Source organism: Bradyrhizobium sp. TM239 (genome assembly GCF_036247985.1).
Classification (GTDB): Bacteria; Pseudomonadota; Alphaproteobacteria; order Rhizobiales; family Xanthobacteraceae; genus Bradyrhizobium; species Bradyrhizobium ottawaense.
The window spans coordinates 412,039-431,187 of sequence record NZ_BTIR01000005.1; the positions used below are offsets into that span (position 1 = coordinate 412,039).

Here is a 19,149-nt window from a genome sequence, read left to right on the forward strand (position 1 = left end):
ATGCTGATGGGCCTAGTTCGGCAGCGAGAACACGGTCAGCGTACCGCCGAGTGCCGTGTAGTTGCTGAGGGCCGCATAGCCACCGACCGCGCCGAGACCTGCGGTCGGATCGGTCAGGCCTGCCGCCAGACCGATGCCGGCCCAGCCGCCGACGCCGGAGAGCACTGCGACATACTGCTTGCCGCCGTTCTCATAGGTGGTGACGTTGCCGATGATGCCGGAGGGAGTCTTGAACTTGTAGAGCTCCTTGCCGGTCTTGGCATCGACCGCCTTCAGGTAGCCTTCGAGCGTGCCGTAGAACACCACGTTGCCGGCGGTTGCGAGCGCACCCGACCAGACCGAGAACTGCTCCTTGTTCGACCAGACGATCTTGCCGGTCTTGCCGTCCCAGGCGATGAAATTGCCCATGTGGGTCTCACCCGCCGGCGGATACATCGAGAGCGTCGCACCCACATAGGGCTGGCCCGCGGTGTAGCTCACCTTGAACGGCTCGTAGTCCATGCAGACGTGGTTGGTCGGAACGTAGAACAGCTGCGTGTCCGGCGAGTAGGCTGCCGGCTGCTCGTCCTTGGTGCCGAGCGCGGCCGGGCAGATGCCCTTCACGTTGTGGTCCTCGCCCGCCTTGTCGGTCGAAGCTGCGTCGAGCACCTTCGGACGGCCATAGGTCGGCGAGTTCTTGTCCATGTCGACGCCGGAGGTCCAGTTCACCTTCGGATCGTACTTTTCGGCGACCAGAAGCTCACCGGTGACGCGATCGAGCGTGTAGCCGAGGCCGTTACGATCGAAGTGCGTCAGCAGCTTGCGCGGGGCGCCGTTGATCGCCTGATCCGAGAGGATCATCTCGTTGACGCCGTCATAGTCCCACTCGTCGTGGGGCGTCATCTGATAGACCCACTTGGCAACGCCGGTATCCGGGTTGCGTGCCCAGATCGTCATCGACCATTTGTTGTCGCCGGGACGCTGCTTCGGATTCCAGGTCGAGGGATTGCCCGATCCGTAGTAGACGAGGTTCAGCTCGGGATCGTAGGAGATCCAGCCCCAGGTGGCGCCGCCGCCGATCTTCCACTGATCGCCTTGCCAGGTCTTGAGGCTCGAGTCCTTGCCGACGGGCTTGCCGAGCGCCGTGGTCTTCTCGGCGTCGACGAGGATCTGGTCGTCCGGCCCTTCCGAATATCCGCGCCATGCCAGCTTGCCGGTCTTGATATCGTAAGCCGACATATGGGCCTGGACGCCGAACTCGCCGCCGGAGATGCCGATCAGCACCTTGTCCTTGATGACCATGGGCGCCGACGTGCCGGTCTCGCCCTTGCTCGGATCGCCATTCTTGGCGGTCCATGCAACCTGACCAGTCTTGACATCGAGCGCGACGAGGGTGGTGTCGGCTTGATGCAGGAAGATCTTGCCGTCGCCGTAGGCCAGGCCGCGGTTGACCGTGTCGCAGCACATCACCGGGATGACGTTCGGATCCTGCTTCGGCTCGTACTTCCAGACGATCTTGTTCTCCTGCGAAAGGTCAATGGCATAGACCTTGTTCGGGAACGGCGTATGGACGTACATCATGTTGCCAATGATCAGCGGGCCGCCTTCATGGCCACGCAGCACGCCGGTCGAGAAGGTCCAGGCCACCTGGAGCTTGCCTACGTTCTGTGCGTTGATCTGGTTGAGCTTGGAATAGCGGGTATTGGCGTAGTCGCCGGTCGGCATCACCCAGTCTTTCGGGTTCTGCGACATCTTGACCAGCTCGTCATTGGCTGAGGCGCCCCCGACGGCGAGAGCCGCCGCGGAGCCAAGTAAGGTCGCCAGTAGCACCTTGCGCATAGTTATTCCTCCGTTGGTCTCGTTTATTGTTTCCGAAGCAATATTGATTCACCGGGCTTCTCGTCCGGCGTCTGCTCGTGCAGGGCGGTCACGATTGGGACCAGAAACGATGCTGTGCTGTTTCCTCCTCCTGATGAGAGCCACGGGTCCACGTGCAGGGCGGCCCGTTCTTGTTGTTCCTGTCGCAATCCCTAACGACTTCGTCATCGGGAAACTTGCCCAAGAGAGAAGCCGGTTTGCTTCATAGCGCACGGATGCGAAGATTTTGATTTTGCAGTAGCGAATTCAGCGGCTTCGCATCGCTTTGACAGCACTTTCAACGCTCAGGTTCCCCTTGACGGCGCTGCAACTAAGGCGGAGGATTAACTTTCAAGGGTGGCAATGGAACGATGGCGCTCGTGCCAAAAGACCGCTCAAATTCGAGGTAAACGTCACGCAATCACGGCTGAGGGCTCCGGCAGCGCTGGTCGCGATTCGCGTCTCTCCGGATCAAACCAGTGGCTGGATTAATGTCCGACACCATTCACACGCTCTCGACCACCGGCATGACGCCGAAGCGCCAGATCCAGAGCTGGATCGACGGGCTGACGAGCCTGTGTGGGCATTTCGACGTCGATCCGCTGGAGGCGTCCTCGCTCGAGGGCCGCATCGACTACACCAGCGTCTCGCGCCTGAAGCTCTGCCAGATCGAAGTGAGTCAGCATCGCATTGCCCATACGCTGGCGCGCGCCAAGGCCAACGAGCATCCGTACATCAAGATTCACTTCCAGACTTACGGCGTGTCTTATTTCGAACAAGAAGGCCGCCACATCGAGATCAACCCGGGCGACATCATCGCCTATGACGTCTCCTGCCCGCATTCGATCATCAGCCCGGCCTTCACCCGTCACGACGTCGTGATCGTGCCGAAGGCGCTGCTGCGCGACCGCGGATTCCCGTCGCAGCGGATGCCCGCCTGCAAGCTGTCGTCGAAGACAGGGACGGGGCGGATCGCCCACGATTTCGTTCATGCGACCTTCGACGAGGCGGCAAAGCTCTCGGCAAACAGCGCGGTCGGCGTCGCCGATTCGCTGATCGACCTGTTGCTGCTGCCGCTGCGCGAAGCCGACACGATGTTCGACCGTGTCGGGCCCGAAGCGATGTATGTGCGCGCGCAGTTCTTCATCCGCGAGCACCTGCGCGATCCGGATCTGTGCATCGACCAGATCTCGACCGAGCTCGGCTGCTCCAAGCGCTATCTGCACATGCTGTTCTCGGAGCGCGGCACCACGGTGAGCGACTACATCTGGCAGGCGCGCCTGCAGAACTGCCGCCAGGAGCTCGAGGCCCACGCCGGCAAGACCATCACCGACGTCGCGTTCTCCTGGGGCTTCTCCAGCTCATCGCATTTCAGCCGGGTGTTCCGGAAATATTTCGGCGTGGTGCCGTCCTCGATCCACAAGGCGCAGCAGGCCACCGCGAGTTCGGGCGAACACTAGGCCAGGCGCAAGGGCTTCCAGCGATTGCAGTGCCGCTCACGCAGCCGTTGCCGATCACGCAGCCGTCGAAATATAGGGAATGCTGGCCAGCAGCGCGGCGAGCAGAACCGCGTTGCACAGCATCCCGCTCCAATGCAGCCGTCGCAGCCGGCGCGGGGCCTCGGCGTCGCCGGCATCCCCGGCGCTGAGCTGATTGTCCATCCGCGCCATGAACCGGCGGCGGCCGCCGATCGCCAGAGCTGCAAGCAGCCCGACGACCGTCGCGAAGGCGAGCCGGCCGGCAAGCAGGAAGGCCACGGTCCCGATGATTCCGGCCGCGCCCATCACCAGAAAATGGGCGTTGAACATTCCACGCAGCAACAGAGCGACAGGCTGGACATCCAGCTTCACCAGCAGGAAGGCGGGCGAAGCCAGCGTGAAATAACCCATCGGAAAGAGCAGGATGATCATGGCGGCCACGGCGAGCGGATCCGGCGTCATGCGATCGGCCTTTCGAGCCCGTGCGGTTGCTATCTTCCGGCAGCGACGCGCAATGATAGCCGGAAAATGCCGTTCCGACACTAGGCTCTGATCTACGGGCCGTAAAAAGGCGGTCCGCGCGCCGCGCCTCGAGCTTCAGGCCGGCTCGAGGCCGAGTGACTTCGCGCTCTCGATCCAGATCGGCAGTTCGCGCTGGTACAGCGCGTTGGTCTCCTTGAAGCCGATTGCGGGTTCGAGCACGAAGGTCGCCAGAACCTCCTTCACTTTCGGATCGTTGTTGGCGGCAACGCACAGCTCCGCCAGGCGGTCGACGACCGCCTGCGGCGTCGCCTTCGGCACAGCCCAGCCTGAGAAGCCGCTCACGGTGAAGAATTTCGAGGTCGCGCCCTGCTCCGGGAGGGTCTTGATGGCAGGGATCGCGTCGACCTTCTTGGAATGCACCGCGAACACGTTGCCGCGGTCGCTTTGCAGGACCGACTGCGCCGCCGTGTAACTGCCCATCGCGGCGTCGAGCGTGCCTTCGAGCATCCCCGTCCACATCGGGGCCTCGCCGCGGTAATGGACCGGCTCGATGGACAGGCCGTACTGCTTGTTGAGCTCGTTGATCGTCATGTGCGGGGCCGAGCCGGCGCTGTAGGTGCCGAAGTTCACCTTGCCGCTCTTGCGTGCGAACGCGACGAAATCCTCCAGCGTCTTGACCCCGGTCTTGGGGTTCGCGACCAGCAGAAGGCCGGCGCCCGGAATGACGCTGACCAGCGCCAAATCCTTGTCCATGTCGTAGCCGGGATTCTTCATCACCACCCGGTTCATGATGTAGGTGGTCGAGATCGAGCACAGCATGGTGTGGCCGTCGGGCTCGGCGCGGGCGACCTCGGCCGTGCCGATCGCGCCGGAGGCGCCGGGCTTGTTCTCGACGACCACGGTCTTGCCGACCTGCTTGGAGATGAACTCACCGTAGGCGCGCGCGAGCAGGTCGGTCTGCCCGCCGGCGGGATAGCTGCAAATCATGCGAATCTGCCGCGCCGGCCAGGTGCCCTGTGACGCAGCTTGCGCCGATGCCCTGCGCGAGACGAAAGGCATCGCAAGTGCGGTGGTACCGGCGGCGACGAAGTGGCGGCGATCGAATTTGGCGGACATGATTCCCTCCTGATTTTGGCCGAACCTACTGCATCGGGCTGGCGCCGCCATGGCCGGCGAGCGAGACAGATTGGCGCATTCCGTCGGACAGGGTGGGGCATGGTGGGCGCGGCGTTCGTGCCCCGGACGCAGCGCAGCGCTCCTTCAGCGGTGCGCTGCTGAGCCGGGGCCCATGCCTCGACCCAAGCTATGCCGCATGGGTCCCGGCTCTGCGCCGCAACGCTGAGGGGCGTTGCAGCGCGTCCGGGACACCAGAGCCTTTCCAATCACCGCTGAATGATCTTCGTCCAGACATCGCCCAGGATCGCAGGCTCGCGCGGCGGCAGATAGGTGAGGCCGGCCTGCTTGCCGAACTCTGCGATCCTGCCTTCGGCCGCGAGCCCCGTCAGCGCCTTGTTGACGGCGTCGATCAGCACAGGATCGCTGCCGAGACCGACATAGCCGCGATTGGCGCCGATCGGATAATAGTAGCCGGACGCCGTGATCGCCGTGTCCGGGTGCGCGGCGCGATGGGCGTCGAAGCGGCCGAGGTCGATCAGTGTCGCGTCGTAATCGCCGCGCTGGAGCGCGCCAAGGAGATCGTCGCGGCCGGGGACGAGGTGGGTGATGTTGTCGATCAGTCGCCCCTTGTCGAAGGTCATCAGGATGGCGTCGCCGAGCGAGCCGCTTTCGATGACGAGACGAAGCCCAGCGAGATCGCCAATGTCGCCGATCTTGCGGCCGCTTGCCTTCGGCCCGAGCACGACCGTCATCGGCGAATAGACGTAAGGCTGGCTCGGCGCGAGCACGCCGAGTGCGACACGGCGCCGCCGATCGTCGCGGGTGGCCCCGGCGAAATCCGGCAGGCGCGCCGTCTTCATTCCGGGGACGACGAGCGAATCCTGCGTCAGCGCGTAGCCGCCGACGAGCGAGCAGCGGCCATCCGAGAGCAGCGCGTTGGCCTCGAGCTGTGGGCTCGAATCCTCGTCCAGCTTGCTCTCGAACCACTGGATCGTCAGCTTCCGTCCGAGCCGCTCCGCGATCGCCTGCGCCAGCAGCACGTCGAAGCCGGCATCCGGCTTGCCGCGGTGGTGCATCGAGAGCGGCGGCCGGTCCTCGTCGAGGCAGATCTTCAGGGGATCGTCGGCCGCAAGAGCGACCGACGCCATCGTCGAAAGCAAGGCCGCAATGCTCCATGCGGCACGCTGGCCCCTCATGGCTTCCTCCGGCTGGAGATGAAGGCCCAGAGAGAGCCGATCTCGTCGTCGTCGAGGATATCGCCCCAGGGCGGCATCCTGTTGTTCTTGCCGTTCTTCACCGTGGTGATGAAGCGGGTCTTGTCGTCGGGGAAGGCACGCAGGTCCGGCGTGATGGTGCCGGAGTTCATCAGGTTGGGGCCATGGCAGTGCGAGCATTTCGAAGCATAGGTCGACTTGCCGTGGTCGATCTGTGCCTGCATGGGATTGCCGGTTGCGTCGTCCGCGGCGCGAACGGTCGCCGCAAGCGCGACCGTCAGCCCCGCGACGGCGGCGAGGACCGCCGCCGTCTTGTGAGATAGCCTTCTCAGCATCATGCCGTGGATTACTGCTTGACCGCAAAGACCCACAGCGAGCCGCCGGGCGGCACCTTGGCAAGCCGCTCGTCGCCGGAGAACAGCGAGTAGACGCCGCCATAGCCGCTCGTCACCGCGACGTACTGCACGCCATCCTGCTGCCATGTCACCGGCTGGCCCTCGATGCCCGACCCGGTCTGGAACTGCCAGAGCTTCTTGCCGGTGTCGGCGTCGAACGCCTCGAATTCGCCGGTCAGCTGGCCCGAGAACACGACGCCGCCCGCGGTCGACAGCACGCCCGAGAAGCGCGGAATGTCGCTCGGCTGTTCCCACTTCGACTTGCCGGTCATGGGATCGATCGCCTTGAGATGACCGCGCGGGCCGTCGCCGAACTCCCAGGGATCGGTCAGGTCCATGCCGAGATACCATTCACCCTGCTTGAAGGTGACGGGCTCGGCCTTGTACTTGCCGCCGAAGTTCAGCGTGTTGGCGTAGGCAAGGCCGGTCTGCGGGTTGAAGGACATCGGCTCCCAGTTCTTGCCGCCGAGGATCGACGGATAGACCGTGACCTTCTTGCCTTCGCGCGCATCCTTGGCGACGTCGGTCTCGATCGGCTTGCCGGTCTTCATGTCGACGCCGGTTGCCCAATTGACCTTCACGTAAGGATTGGCCGCGAGCAGCTTCCCGTTGGTGCGGTCGAGCACGTAGAAGAAGCCGTTGCGATTGGCATCCATCAGCACCTTGGTCGGCTTGCCCTCGACATTCATGTCGGCGAGGACCATCTCGGCCACGCTGTCATAGTCGAACGGGTTGTTCGGCGAGAACTGGTAGTGCCATTTGATCTTGCCGGTCTTGGGATCCATCGCCAGCACGGAGCAGGTGTAGAGATTGTCGCCGGGACGCACCGCCGAATTGAACGGTCCGGGATTGCCGATGCCCCAGTACACCGTGTTCAGCTCGGGGTCATAAGACCCGGTGATCCAGGTCGAGCCGCCGCCGAGCTTCCAGGTATCGCCCTTCCAGGTGTCGCCGCCGGGCTCGTCCGGCGAGGGGATCGAATGGGTGCGCCAGAGATGCTTGCCCGTCGCCGGATCCCAGCCGTCGATGAAGCCCCTGGTGCCGAACTCGGCGCCGGAGATGCCGGTGATGACGACGCCGTCGGCGACCAGCGGGGCCACCGTCATCGAATAGCCTTCCTTGATGTCGGCCGCCTTCTGCCGCCACAGCTCCTTGCCGTTCTTGGCGTCGAGCGCGATCACGTTGGCATCTAACGTGGTGCGGAACACCTTGCCGTCATAGAGCGCCGCACCGCGGTTGATGATGCCGCAGCAGACGATGCGCGGGGTCTCGGCGGGATATTCGACCTTGGTCTTCCAGATCTGCTTGCCGGTCTTGGCGTCGACCGCCATGGTCGCGTTGTGCGAGGTCACGTAGATCACGCCCTGGTACACCAGCGGCTGTGATTCCTCGCTACGATCGTCGTTGAAAGAGTAATTCCAGACCGGGACGAGGTTCTTGACGCTGTCCTTGTTGATCTGGTTCAGCGTCGAGAAGCGCTGCAGATTGTAGCCCATCCCGTAGTTGAGAACGTTCGATGTATCAGTCGCGCCCTTGACCAGTTGCTCGGTGGTCTGTGCGCTTGCACAAGTCGATGCAAGCATGACGAGGCTCGCGGCCATCGCAAAGCGTTTCATCCGTTCCTCCCAATATGCGCGCCTTTTGACGCTGCGGGAGCAACACTCCGTCGGAAACCAAAACGCGTCAATACGAAAGTCGTAAGTGTCGTGTCGATATCGTTGGACGACAGGTGCCGGTCACCTTACGGAAACCTGACGGCAGCGGACTCTCACTTGCGTGGAGACGCTGGAAAAATTCCGCGACACGAAGCAGCTTCGGCGTAGGTTGTCGGGGCGCAAGCCAGGTTCCCCGGGGTTGTCGCGCGCGCAAGTTGCATTCCGGACTTGAACCGGGGACCGCTTATGGATTTATGTCGTTGTGTCCCCGCCTGAACCGGGGCTCTTCATCTGGGAGGTCTTGATGATTTCGCGTCGCTCAGTTGCACTTGCGCTCACCATTGCATTGTTGTCCGGTCCGGCGTGGCCGGCCTCCGGCAACGCGGTCAAGTTGTTCGACACCGACAATGACGGCACGCTCGATCTCGCCGAGGTGAAGAAGGCGGCCGCCGCAACGTTCGCAAAGCTCGATCCCGATCATGACGGTACGCTCGATGCGCGCGAATTGCGCGGACGGTTAACGGCGAAAGAGCTCGCCGCGGCCGATCCCGATCGTGACGGGACCCTGACCCTCGACGAATATCTGTCCGTGGTCGAGCAGCGCTTCAACGCAGCCAATCCCGACAAGGACGGAACGCTGGATGCGAAGGAGCTGAACTCGCGCGCCGGCCGTGCGCTGCTGCGCTTGTTGCGGTGAGCGGTGCAACCGGAACAGACGTGGCGCGGTGGCGGTTGCCAGCATTTCCGCTCCGAAACTCGGAACATCAGGCTGTTCGGCCTGTTCTCTTCGCGATGTCCTGCTCGGCGCCGGGGCAGCGCAGCGGGAGAAGAGGAGATGCAGATGAACACGAAACGTTCCGTTCTTGCTGCCTGCGCGATCCTGGCGTTGAGCGCCGGCGTCGCGGTCGCCGGCCCGTGCAACACGGGCAGCGCCAGCACCGACAAGGATGCTGGTTCTGGTCCCGTGACGGTGGGCGCAGCGCAGTCGCACTCGTCCAGTTCAGCGGGCGACACCAGCCAGCATCCGCCGACCAGCACGATGAATCGTGCAAGTGGCGAAACGCCGGCTTCATCCGAAGATGCGCAGCGGCAGATGCAGAGCCAGCCGACGGCGGCTCAGCGCGCCGAAGGTGCCAAGCCGGACGCCGCAATGGCCGACAAGGGCTGCTGACGGCGACGGTGCCATTCGTGTCGATTCGACGCGCGGTGCGTCGCACAAGGCTGCGTCTCGCAGGTCGTGTTTGACCAAGAGGGAACTGGCTTTGTCCGAGAGAGAAATGCGGCCGCGAAGAATCGACACGGACCCGCTCGGCAGGCGAATCGAGGCTTGAACTGCAACTGACGCAGCCCTAGGTTTTGCGCCGCGCGATGTCGCGCTCAATACCTTGGGGAGACCCGAATGGCTTGGAAAGCTCCGAAGATCGTGGAAGTGCCGGTCGGCATGGAAATCAACATGTACGCCTGCGCTGCGCGCAAGTAAGACTGACGATCTGCCGCGGCTTCGACGGTGAACGCCGTTGAAGCCGTGGCAGTGTCGGATCTCAAGCCTGGCATCTCAAGCCTGGCATCGCAAGTCTGGCATCGTTGGGCTCTGTGCTTTGTCATCGACGCGATGACACGCCTGCGCAGGCTTCGATCATCTTCCATCAAAATCTCGACCACGCTCTGCGGCGGTGTGTTACGCTGGTGCTCGGTCAGCGCTGCTGCCGCCTCAGAGCGGCGCGCGCCTTCGAGGCACGGGATGCGCGGCAGAGCTTGCAGATTTCTGATGGTGATTGCCTGCGTGGTCGCGCTGACACCGGCGCATGGGCACGCCGAGGAGGGCTTCGATACCGAGCACATCTTCGGCTTCATGATCGGTACCGATGTCGGCAATCCCGGCGAGCGCGAATTCCAGAGCCAGACGACGGGGCGCTTCGGCAAGGGCGGCGGGACTTATCGCGCGCTCGAGAAGGAGGTCGAGATCGAGATCGTGCCGCTGCCGAACTTCCGCATCGAGCTCGGCGCCGCCGCCAGCTTGCACGACATCACCGGCGTGCCTGATATCGACGACCGCCGCCAGCTCAACTTCCAGGGCGCTTCGCTCGACCTGCGTTATCGCCTGCTCGACCGCGAGCGCGCCCCGTTCGGTCTCACCATCGCCGCCGAGCTCCACGGTGACCGCATCGACGAGACCAGCGGCGCAAAAGGGCGGATGTACGGCACGGAATTCACCCTCGCCATCGACCGCGAGCTCATCCCGCACTTCGCCATCGGCGCGATCAACCTGATCTATCAGCCGGAATGGGCGCGCTTCGAGGTGACGGGGCAGTCCGAGAAGAGCTCTACGATCGGTGCGGCCTTTGCCGGCCTGGTGCGCGTGCGGCCGAACGTGCTGCTCGGCGGCGAGCTGCGCTACTTCCGGCAATATGAAGGCATCGGCCTCGGCGAGTTCTCGGGCCAGGCCCTGTTCGTCGGCCCGACCGCGTATTTTCAGCTCTCCGAGCGCTCGCGGCTGACCCTGAGCTGGAGCATGCAGGCCTGGGGACGGCCGGCCGGATCGGGCGGCAATCTCGACCTCGTCAATTTCGAGCGCCACCAGGCCCGGATGGTGTTCGGCGTTAACTTCTAGGTCGGCTCGTTGCCTCTCCGCCGCAGGCGGGGAGTGGCGATAGAGGCCCCGTTTCTCACCCAGACTTGAAACTTCCCCCTCCGAGGAACGTAACCTTTCGTGCTAGTCTTGATCGCCCCCTGCGAGAGGATCCCGGCATGAACCCGATTGACCTGGTGGTGACTGTGTGTACGGTGCTCTCGCCTGCGACCTGCGAGGAACAGCATCTGATGTTCAACTATGGTGGGTCGCCGCGGCAATGCGCGATGGCCGCGCCCCCCTATATCGCGCAATGGGTCGGCGACCATCCGAAGTGGCAGGCGGTGCGGTGGCGCTGCGAATATCCGCACCCGAACGACAAGGCGTAAGACGTCTCGCTACTTGCTGCAGTCCTTCAGATCCTTGTCGGCGATGGAGAACACCGCATCCGCCCTGATCTCGATGTCGCGAACGATGCACTGCCGCGCATTGGGATAGCTGACCTTGGCGTCGTAGCGGCCCGGCTCGACGCCGGTGATGCGCAGCCGCTCGTCGTGGTCGACCTCCTTGTCCTTGTCGTTCAAGCACTGGTTCGGGCCCCAGTCGGTCTTGCCGGCGGGTGAGAGCTGGAAGCCGGAGATCGTCTCCGTCGTCAGGTTCCAGAGCCTAATGCCCTTGCCCTTGGCCTGCGCGGCGGCTTCGCCGGCAAGCGTCAACGACGCAATCAAAGCTAGAACCCAACGCATCAGCCAGTCCTCCCAAAGGCGGGCCATCATTCCCTGATCAGGCGCTCGCGGTTCTTTGCCTTGTCGAAATTCTTGGCGCGGTCAAGGCCGTTCAGTGCAATCAGCTTCGCCGAGACGAGATCGGCGCCGTCGAAATCGGCGTCGATGACGATGGCGCCCGTCAGATCGGCTCCGCCGAGTTGGGCGTTTTTCAGTGATGCGCCGCTCAGATCGGCGCCCCTGAGGACTGCGAATTCGAGGTCGACGCGCGACAAATCGGCGTTGCGCGCGTTCAGCCGTTCCAGATTGGCGGATCTCAGCACCGCGCGCATCAGCCCCATCGACTGGTTGCGCATATCGGCGCCCAGATGCGCGTCCGCGATCGAAGCGCCGACCAGGCTTGCGCCGGTGAGATCGGCAGCGATGCGCGCTCCTGACAGGTTCGCGCCGTCGAGACGCGCGCGGGCCATTTGCGAGGCGAACAGATTGGCGCCCTTCAGGCTTGCGCCGGTAAGATCCGCATCCAGCAGCCACGCCTGATCGAGGATTGCACGGTCAAGCCTGGCGTCTCGGAGTATTGTCTTGTTGAGCCGCGCGGCGCGGAAGACCGCGTTGGACAGGTCCAGCCCCGAGAGATCGAGGCCCGACAGGCGTTTGCCGGTGAAATCGGCAGGCTGCGCGGCGCTCGCTTTGGCCAGCACGGCCTCGACCTCTGGTCTGGTCATTTCGGACGAGACCATCGCGGGGGAGGTGAGGTCGACGTCGCGCATCATGTCCTGCGCGCCCGCCGTCATCGTGACGAGTGCAAGACCAAGCGCTGCCAGCGTTGAGAGTGCGACCATCCGCGTCATCATCGACTCCGCCGCCGGCCCAGTCTAGCACGTCCGCCAGGCGACCGGCTATGAGACATCTCGCTCAGTGCGGTCGCCTTGAGTTCGTTGGGCGAGGCCGGCCTTGATCGCCGCAATCTCGGCTTCGCCGCGTCTGTCGCGCGGGATGCCGATAGGCACCTCGGCCACGATACGCGCGGGGCGCGGCGACAAGAAGAACAGGCGGTCGCCGAGCCGGATCGCGTCATCGAGGCTGTGGGTGACGAGTAGCGTCATCACCGGACGGCCCGCCACCAGCGTCGCGATCTCGTCGCGCAAGCGGCCGGCGAGCGCGTCGTCGAGCGAGGCGAGGGGCTCGTCCAGCACCAGCAGATCGGGCTCGACTGCGAAAGCGCGGGCGAGCGCGACGCGCCGGGCAAGGCCGAGCGACAACTCGCCGGGAAAGTGGCTGCGATGCGCTTCCAGCTCCAGAATCTTGAACAGCTCCGACAGTTTCGCATCGGTCACGTCGGGCGCCGCCAACCGCACATTCTGTTCGACCGAACGCCACGGCAGCAGTCGCGGCTCCTGGAACACCATGCCGATCCGCGCCTGCGGCGGCCGCGCAACGTGGCCCCTGAAATCGCTATCGAGCCCGAGGATGATGCGCAGCATCGTGCTCTTGCCGCAACCGGAGGGACCGATGAGCACGCCGACCTCGCCGGATTGAAGCGCGAATTTGAGCGGCGCCAGCACCTCGTGCGTTCCGCCCGCGGCACTCCTGAACGTCTTGCCTGTGATCTCGACCTCAAGCCGCACGGGGGCGCCACCTGTTTGCGCGGGCTTCGAACGGCTGCACCAGCAAGGTCTCGATGACGAGCACGACCGCGGCAAAGGTCAGCGAATAGGCGAGCAGCCGCGGCGTGTCGAACAGCTGGAAGGCGACGCCGATCTCGAAGCCGACGCCGTTCGGACGACCCAGCAGCTCGGCGACCAGCACGATCTTCCACACCAGCGACAGTCCAGAGCGGGCCGAGGCTGCGATATAAGGCGCAAGCTGCGGCAGCACGACATGGCGGAACGCGCGCCAGCGCGGCATCGCGAACACGCTCGCCATCTCGTCGAGCGAGCGGTCGAGCGCGCGGGTGCCCTCGCGCAAGGTGACGACCGCGGTCGGCAGCTTGTTGATGGCGATCGCCGCGATCGCTGCGGTCTCGGTCAGGCCCGCCCAGATATAGGCCAGCACGATCACGACCAGCGCGGGCAAATTGAGTAGCAGGATCAGCCAGGGATCGCCGAGCTTATCCGCGAGCCTGACCCGTCCCATCAGGTAGCCGATGGCGCTGCCGAGCGACATCGCCAGCACGAAGGCGAGGGTGACGCGCGCCAGCGTGGCGCCGAGATGCAGGAACAGCGCGCCGGATGAGGCTTCCGCGATCATCACCTCGAGCACGGCCGGCGGGGAGGGCAGCTTCGCGCCGCCGACGAACAGCGCGGCAATCCACCAGATCACGAGAAACAGGGCAAACGACAGAAGACGCAGCACCTCAGTCTCCAGGCACGGCGTGATAGAACGTGCCAGGATCGAGCTCGGCTGCGGGGCCGACGAGGTCGCGGCCGCCGATCTCGGCCAGCACGCGGTAGAGCACGCGCGCATCTTTCTCCTCGTCGTCGATGCTCCGGCGCGGAATACCGTCGCGATAGCGTTCGCGATAGGTCTTGAGCATGGCTGCGTCGGACGTGCCGGTGAGCGGCGCGATCTTGTCCCAGGCCGCATCTGAGGTGATCAGCAATTGCTTGGCCTTGCGAGTCATCGCGATGAAGCGCGCCACCGCGTCCTTGTGGCTCGCCGCCCAGCTCTCGTCGAAGACATAGCCGACGGCGGAGACCGCGCCTTTGGCACCGAGCTTCGGCAGAATGTCCTCGATGCCGGCGAGGCGGCGAAAACCCTTGGCCTCGAGCTGGGCACAGAAATTCCAGAAATTGAGGCTCGCTTCCATCTCGCCGTCGAGCGCCTTGGCGGCGATCAAAGGCGGGGCGCCGTAGACGATGGTGGCCTCCGACTTCAGGTCGATGCCGTCCTGCTTCATGCTCGCCTGGAGCAGCAGCCAGCTCTTGTCGATCGGCCCGCCGGCGACCGCGAGCTTGCGCCCCTTCAGGTCGGCGAGCGTCCTGATCGGCGAGGATGCGGGTACCATCACCGCGCCGAGCGCGCTGGAATAGGGATAGAAGGTGAGCTTGGCGCCGAGCGCTCGCTCGCGCGAGACCCACAGCCAGTCCGACAGGATGATGTCGGCGCTGCCTGCGCGCATCGCGATCTTGCCGGCCTCTGTGCTCGCGAGCTCGGTGACCTCCAGCGAGAGGTCCGCCTCCTTGTCGAGACCGCTCGCGCGGATCGCGGCCAGCTCCCAGGAGAATGTTCCGGTTTTCTGCACCGCAAGGCGGATCGAATCCGCGGCGCCGCCGGGAGTGGCCAATATCAACGCCAGCGCCGTCGCGAGCGCCAATGTCCGACCAAGTGCCCTCATCACACCAAGTGCTCTCATCGCCTTGTGAGCCGTTTCCTCTGACAGAGTGCTTTTCAGGACAATACGCATAGCATAGCTTTGGTCGCAACCCGCGGGAGGATGCGCATGAAACTGGCCGGACAGCTACGACCGATTGTCGCCGCATTGACGGTGCTGGCGGCGACCGCATGCGTGGCGCGGGCCGAGGAGGCCAATGATTATCCGACGTCGGCGCGCGCGGAGTACGTCTATGGCTGCATGAAGGCCAATGGCGAGAGCCGGCAGTCGATCGAGCAATGTTCCTGCTCGATCGACGTGGTGGCCTCGATCGTCACCTATGAGCGCTACGTGACCGCCGAGACCGCGCTCAGCATGTCCCAGGTCCGCGGCAATCTCGGCGTCCAGTTCCGCACCTCGGAGCAGGCGAACACGGCGGTGAATGATTTGCGGCGCGCGCAGGCGGAAGCCGAGGTGAGGTGTTTCTGAGTTGCGCCCCGGTGTGTCACCCTACCCTGGAGGGGGAGGGTACATCTCGCCTCACGTCCCCGGCTTCTCTACATCCCACTCATTGCGGAACACGTGCCCATCCGTGTCCTTTGCTTCCGCGCGGAAGCGCTTGGCGCCGTTGGAGACATAGGTGAAGCGCAGATTGGGATCTTCCGAGATCGAGATGCCGCCTTCCATCGACAGCACGGGGCTGTCGTCCTGCGTCAGCTTCAGTTGGTTGACGAAGAAGGCTGGAATGTAGAGCTGCGTGACCTGGTCCATCTGCAGGCCGGAATTGTTGGGATGGCCGATCATGATTTGCGCTTCACGGATGCGGCTCGCCGGCGCCTCCTCGCGCGCGAATTGCCGGTAGCGCATCTGGCCCAGCCGGTTTTGCGCCTCCTCGGCGTTCTTTCCCGCCGGCGCCGAGCAGCCGCCCGAGGCCTTCACATAGACTTTCGAGACATAGAGCTGGCCGTCGCTGAGCTCGGCCACCGCGTGCACATCGGTGTAATTGTTGACGCGCACGCGCGTCGAGATCTCGGTGACATTGGCGTCGGAGCCGAGCTCGAACTTGGCCGCCATCGGCGCCGGGTTACGGTCGATCACGAGCGTGATCGAACGGATACGGCGACTATCTGCGGGCGACAGCTTGCTGCGCAGGGTCACCGGCACGATCGCCGCGTCCTCTGCGCGATACGGCATCTCGATGCCGATCACGGCGCTGCCGTCGTTCATCGCACGGCTATTGAAGATGTCCTGCACCAGGCCCGGCCAGGGATCGTCGGCCTCTTCAGCCTGCGCCGGCACGGCGAACGCGATGCCGAGCAGTGCAGCGATCAAGGGCAGGTGGCGTGTCCATCCGGTCATGGTCATGATCCTCCGAGTCAGCGAAGCTGATCTCGTTCCGGAGTCAGCGAAGCTGATCTCCTGCGCCTATCGTAGCGCGCCTGCTACTCCCATTCAATTTCCGAAAATGCTGCAGTTGCGTTCCGGGCGTTGTAATCGCCGAACAACTCCCAGCGCGGCCGCTCTTCAGCGGCCGCCTTGTCGGCCGCGGTTCGGATCGGCTCGCCGCTCTTGTTCAGCGTGCGGACATCAGACAGCAGCGTCGACAGGTAACGCCGCTCATCGGCCAGCGCGGCAGGCCAGTCGTTCACGGGGCCGTGACCTGGCACGACCCGTCGCGCCGGGATGGTCTCCAATTCCTTCAACGTGTCGAGCCAGCCGCGGATACTGCCGTCCATGACTGGAATGTGGCGGAGAAAGACGAGATCGCCCGCGAACAGGGTTTTCGTCGTCTCGTCGTATACGGTCACGTCGCTGTCGCTGTGCCCGGTCCGCCAGGCGCGCAAGATGAGGCGGCGCGACCCGAGATCGAGCGTCATCGTGTTCGAAACCAGCAGGGTCGGGGCAACGATCTTCACGGGATCGATCAACGCGCTGCCCATGATGCGGCGAAAATTGTCGAGATAGTAGGGTCCGCGCGTCGCGAGCGCCTGCGGCAGCTTGCTGTGGCCGACGAAGCTGGTGTCTGCGGCGGCGAAGGCCGCATTGCCGAAGACGTGGTCGGGATGGCCGTGGGTGTTGATGACATAGCGAATCGGCTTGGGCGTACGGGCCCGCACCGCGGCCAGCAGGGCCTCGCCTTCGCGAAGGCTGCCGCCGGTGTCGACGACGGCCACCGCATCATCGCCCACGATGAAGCCGACATTGGCAATGTCGCCCTCGTTCTCGCGGGTCATCAGGGCAATGGCCCCGGAGTGTACGAAGATTCCCGGTGCGACTTCGCTTACAGGCAATTCGGCCGCCCCGGCCCGTGCTAGCGTTACCGTCCCCAGCAGGGACAAGGCTGCGATCACTCGAGCGATGCGAGACACTTTTCCGCCTCAGTTCAAAGGGTTGCTGCATTGCACTGCAACAAAGCAAAGCCAGCGCAGTCTGGTAAAACATGGCGCGTCATGCGTTGCATGGATAGCATTCAAACAAAACGAGGAGGAAGCGCGATGACGGAGGCCGGACGACATCGTCGCTGGTTGTTTTCACTGGGGATCCTGGTTGCGTCCTGTGCGTTCGGCGATGTCGCCGTCGCGCAGACCAATGACAGCGGCGACCTCTCGTTCGAGCTGGTCGACCCGAACGTGCTACGTGTCTGCGCCGATCCGCGCAATTTGCCGTTCTCGAACGAGAAGGGCGAGGGCTTCGAGAACAAGCTGGCCGAGCTGTTTGCCGACAAGCTCAAGAAGAGGCTCGACTACGTCTTCTTCCCGCAGGCCACCGGCTTCGTGCGGATGACGCTGGGCGCGCATCGCTGCGACGTCATCATGGGCTTTCCGCAAGGCGATGACGTCGTGCAGGGCACCAATCCCTATTACCGCACGAGCTATGCGCTGGTCGCCAAGGCCGGCAGCGGGCTCGAGGACGTCGATACGCTCGAGGACCCGAAGCTGAAGGGCAAGCATGTCGGCATCGTCGCCGGAACGCCGCCGGCGACCAACATGGCCATTGCCGGCCTGATGAGCAATGCAAAACCCTATCCGCTGATGATCGACACGCGCTACGACAATTCGGCGCAAGCGATGATCGACGATCTCGCCGCCGGCAAGATCGAGGCCGGGGTGTTGTGGGGGCCCATGGCCGGCTACTACGCGAAGAAAGTCGGGTCGCTTCACGTCACGCCGCTGGTGAAGGAAACCACGGGGCCGAAGCTGGTCTATCGCATCGGCATGGGCGTGCGTCCCGCCGACCAGAACTGGAAGCGACAGCTCAACAAGCTGATCCAGGAGAACCAGGGCGAGATCAACAAGATCCTGGTCGACTTCGGCGTCCCGCTGCTCGACGAGAGCGACAAGCCGCTCGGCGCGGAGACGGCCAAGAAGTCGCAATGAGGCGGCGTCTTGCCGCTGCGCTCGTGGTTGCCGCGTTCGCGGTACCGGCATTCGCGCAGCAGCAGGAGCCGTTCGAGCCCGAAGGTTATCGCGCCGACAATTATCGCGCACCGGTGCCGGCGACGCTTGCGGGCGCGCGCGTGCTCACCACGATGGAGGCCGAAGCGATCTGGCGCGCCAGGAGCGGTGTGTTCGTCGACGTGCTGCCGCGCCCGCCGAAGCCGAAGAACCTTCCCGCAGGCACGGTGTGGCGTGATGTGCCGCGCAAGAACATTCCGGGCAGCATCTGGCTGCCGGATACCGGCTACGGCAGTTTGCCGCCGGCCATGGACGATTATCTCCAGCGCGGCCTCGCACAGGCATCGCGTGGCGACAAGGCCGCGCTGCTGGTGATCTATTGCCTCGCCGATTGCTGGATGTCCTGGAACGCCGCCAAGCGCGCGCTGGCGTATGGCTACTCCAACATCGCCTGGTACCCCGACGGCACCGACGGCTGGGAGCGCGCGAAGCTTCCGACAGAGGAGGTGCAGCCGGAGCCGCGGCCTGAGCAGTAGACGAGCGAACTCAGGTGTGCTCCCTCGCCCCGCTTGCGGGGAGAGGCGAAGCAAGCGCCTTACTGCTTCTGCAGCTTCGTCAGCGTGCCGGTGCCGTTATTGTCGGTTGCAGAATAGTTCACCCTGTCGCCGGCGTGAACGGCGTCCAGCATCGCGGCGTCCTTGGTCTTGTACTCCTGGAGCGCGCCGGCGCCGCCGGCACTGCCACCGACGGTGCCCTTTTGCGTCTGCTGGATCGAGATCGTGCCATTGAGGCGATCGATCCGCATGACCATACCGGTCATGTCGTCGGCGAGAGCGCTGGTTGCGAGGATGCCGAGGGCCGCAGCGCCCGCAAAGATGAATTTGGTGGTTCCCATCGAGGCCTCCCGACGTCTTGGAGTTCACTTCGACAAGCCATCCTAGATCGATTTGGTTCCGGCCGATAGCAGGGC

The 19,149-nt window shown here is 64.2% G+C and carries 23 protein-coding genes; 9 read left to right on the forward strand and 14 right to left on the reverse strand.

Annotated elements, in window-relative coordinates:
* Positions 1–12 precede the first annotated feature (12 nt).
* The gene (xoxF5, locus tag AABA84_RS10645; RefSeq protein WP_212250403.1) at positions 13–1,818 is read right to left on the reverse strand and encodes a lanthanide-dependent methanol dehydrogenase XoxF5; all 1,806 of its coding nucleotides are present in this window, start codon (positions 1,816–1,818) and stop codon (positions 13–15) included.
* Between the two features lie 509 nt (positions 1,819–2,327).
* Here xoxF5 and AABA84_RS10650 point away from each other — a divergent pair.
* Positions 2,328–3,296, forward strand: coding sequence for a helix-turn-helix domain-containing protein (locus tag AABA84_RS10650; protein ID WP_018320733.1), 969 nt, complete (start codon positions 2,328–2,330; stop codon positions 3,294–3,296).
* Between the two features lie 54 nt (positions 3,297–3,350).
* On the opposite strand, the gene AABA84_RS10655 is transcribed toward AABA84_RS10650, so the two are convergent.
* The 5 genes from AABA84_RS10655 to AABA84_RS10675 all read right to left on the reverse strand — a co-directional run bounded on the left by AABA84_RS10655 (position 3,351) and on the right by AABA84_RS10675 (position 8,138).
* Complete coding sequence (locus tag AABA84_RS10655) at positions 3,351–3,776, reverse strand: hypothetical protein (RefSeq protein ID WP_212250401.1); 426 nt, start codon at positions 3,774–3,776, stop codon at positions 3,351–3,353.
* Positions 3,777–3,911: 135 nt separating this feature from the next.
* Positions 3,912–4,913 carry a Bug family tripartite tricarboxylate transporter substrate binding protein gene (locus AABA84_RS10660; RefSeq protein WP_338312024.1) on the reverse strand — a complete coding sequence of 334 codons (1,002 nt, stop codon included), beginning with the start codon at positions 4,911–4,913 and terminating at the stop codon, positions 3,912–3,914.
* A gap of 266 nt (positions 4,914–5,179) precedes the next feature.
* Positions 5,180–6,109 carry a substrate-binding periplasmic protein gene (locus tag AABA84_RS10665; protein WP_212250397.1) on the reverse strand — a complete coding sequence of 310 codons (930 nt, stop codon included), beginning with the start codon at positions 6,107–6,109 and terminating at the stop codon, positions 5,180–5,182.
* Entirely contained in the window at positions 6,106–6,462 is a 357-nt protein-coding gene (locus AABA84_RS10670; RefSeq protein WP_212250480.1) for a c-type cytochrome, read from the reverse strand. The genes AABA84_RS10665 and AABA84_RS10670 overlap by 4 nt, the downstream gene beginning before the upstream one ends.
* Positions 6,463–6,473: 11 nt before the next feature.
* Positions 6,474–8,138 (reverse strand): methanol/ethanol family PQQ-dependent dehydrogenase, encoded by a 1,665-nt coding sequence (locus tag AABA84_RS10675; RefSeq protein WP_212250395.1) that lies wholly within the window; start codon positions 8,136–8,138, stop codon positions 6,474–6,476.
* A 343-nt stretch (positions 8,139–8,481) separates the two neighbouring features.
* Here AABA84_RS10675 and AABA84_RS10680 point away from each other — a divergent pair, with 343 nt between their 5' ends.
* From AABA84_RS10680 to AABA84_RS10700, 5 genes are all read left to right on the forward strand, one after another.
* Positions 8,482–8,874 (forward strand): EF-hand domain-containing protein, encoded by a 393-nt coding sequence (locus tag AABA84_RS10680; protein ID WP_212250393.1) that lies wholly within the window; start codon positions 8,482–8,484, stop codon positions 8,872–8,874.
* 138 nt (positions 8,875–9,012) lie between these two features.
* Entirely contained in the window at positions 9,013–9,348 is a 336-nt protein-coding gene (locus AABA84_RS10685; RefSeq protein ID WP_212250391.1) for a hypothetical protein, read from the forward strand.
* 228 nt (positions 9,349–9,576) lie between these two features.
* Positions 9,577–9,657: a pyrroloquinoline quinone precursor peptide PqqA gene (pqqA, locus tag AABA84_RS10690; protein ID WP_012029362.1), complete on the forward strand. Its 81-nt coding sequence runs from the start codon at positions 9,577–9,579 to the stop codon at positions 9,655–9,657.
* Positions 9,658–9,945: 288 nt separating this feature from the next.
* Positions 9,946–10,788, forward strand: a complete 843-nt coding sequence (locus AABA84_RS10695) for a hypothetical protein (protein ID WP_338312025.1) — start codon at positions 9,946–9,948, stop codon at positions 10,786–10,788.
* Between the two features lie 137 nt (positions 10,789–10,925).
* Positions 10,926–11,135, forward strand: coding sequence for a hypothetical protein (locus AABA84_RS10700; RefSeq protein ID WP_212250387.1), 210 nt, complete (start codon positions 10,926–10,928; stop codon positions 11,133–11,135).
* Positions 11,136–11,144: 9 nt separating this feature from the next.
* Here the strand turns inward: AABA84_RS10700 and AABA84_RS10705 are convergent, their stop codons facing one another.
* The 5 genes from AABA84_RS10705 to AABA84_RS10725 are packed head-to-tail and all read right to left on the reverse strand — an operon-like array spanning position 11,145 to position 14,808.
* Positions 11,145–11,492 (reverse strand): hypothetical protein, encoded by a 348-nt coding sequence (locus tag AABA84_RS10705; protein ID WP_338312026.1) that lies wholly within the window; start codon positions 11,490–11,492, stop codon positions 11,145–11,147.
* A gap of 26 nt (positions 11,493–11,518) precedes the next feature.
* Positions 11,519–12,313, reverse strand: coding sequence for a pentapeptide repeat-containing protein (locus AABA84_RS10710; RefSeq protein ID WP_246550587.1), 795 nt, complete (start codon positions 12,311–12,313; stop codon positions 11,519–11,521).
* 57 nt (positions 12,314–12,370) lie between these two features.
* Positions 12,371–13,099 carry an ABC transporter ATP-binding protein gene (locus tag AABA84_RS10715; protein WP_212250383.1) on the reverse strand — a complete coding sequence of 243 codons (729 nt, stop codon included), beginning with the start codon at positions 13,097–13,099 and terminating at the stop codon, positions 12,371–12,373.
* Positions 13,089–13,826: an ABC transporter permease gene (locus AABA84_RS10720; RefSeq protein ID WP_212250381.1), complete on the reverse strand. Its 738-nt coding sequence runs from the start codon at positions 13,824–13,826 to the stop codon at positions 13,089–13,091. Before AABA84_RS10720 ends, AABA84_RS10715 begins: the two co-directional genes overlap by 11 nt.
* A 1-nt stretch (position 13,827) precedes the next feature.
* Complete coding sequence (locus AABA84_RS10725) at positions 13,828–14,808, reverse strand: ABC transporter substrate-binding protein (RefSeq protein ID WP_338309350.1); 981 nt, start codon at positions 14,806–14,808, stop codon at positions 13,828–13,830.
* 105 nt (positions 14,809–14,913) lie between these two features.
* Between AABA84_RS10725 and AABA84_RS10730 the strand changes: the two genes are divergently transcribed.
* A complete protein-coding gene (locus AABA84_RS10730) occupies positions 14,914–15,273 on the forward strand; it encodes a hypothetical protein (protein ID WP_026202407.1) in 360 nt (119 codons plus the stop codon).
* 51 nt (positions 15,274–15,324) lie between these two features.
* Here the strand turns inward: AABA84_RS10730 and AABA84_RS10735 are convergent, their stop codons facing one another.
* Together AABA84_RS10735 and AABA84_RS10740 are read right to left on the reverse strand one after the other, a co-directional pair.
* Positions 15,325–16,143 (reverse strand): quinoprotein dehydrogenase-associated SoxYZ-like carrier, encoded by an 819-nt coding sequence (locus AABA84_RS10735; RefSeq protein WP_212250377.1) that lies wholly within the window; start codon positions 16,141–16,143, stop codon positions 15,325–15,327.
* Between the two features lie 83 nt (positions 16,144–16,226).
* Entirely contained in the window at positions 16,227–17,153 is a 927-nt protein-coding gene (locus AABA84_RS10740; protein WP_338312027.1) for a quinoprotein relay system zinc metallohydrolase 2, read from the reverse strand.
* A gap of 126 nt (positions 17,154–17,279) precedes the next feature.
* Between AABA84_RS10740 and AABA84_RS10745 the strand changes: the two genes are divergently transcribed.
* Positions 17,280–18,161: a substrate-binding domain-containing protein gene (locus tag AABA84_RS10745; protein WP_338312028.1), complete on the forward strand. Its 882-nt coding sequence runs from the start codon at positions 17,280–17,282 to the stop codon at positions 18,159–18,161.
* Positions 18,158–18,715, forward strand: a complete 558-nt coding sequence (locus tag AABA84_RS10750) for a PQQ-dependent catabolism-associated CXXCW motif protein (protein WP_338309743.1) — start codon at positions 18,158–18,160, stop codon at positions 18,713–18,715. The genes AABA84_RS10745 and AABA84_RS10750 overlap by 4 nt, the downstream gene beginning before the upstream one ends.
* Positions 18,716–18,774: 59 nt before the next feature.
* Here AABA84_RS10750 and AABA84_RS10755 read toward each other — a convergent pair whose 3' ends face one another.
* On the reverse strand, positions 18,775–19,074 hold the full coding sequence (locus tag AABA84_RS10755; protein ID WP_212250368.1) for a copper-binding protein: 300 nt from the start codon (positions 19,072–19,074) through the stop codon (positions 18,775–18,777).
* Positions 19,075–19,149: the final 75 nt, after the last annotated feature.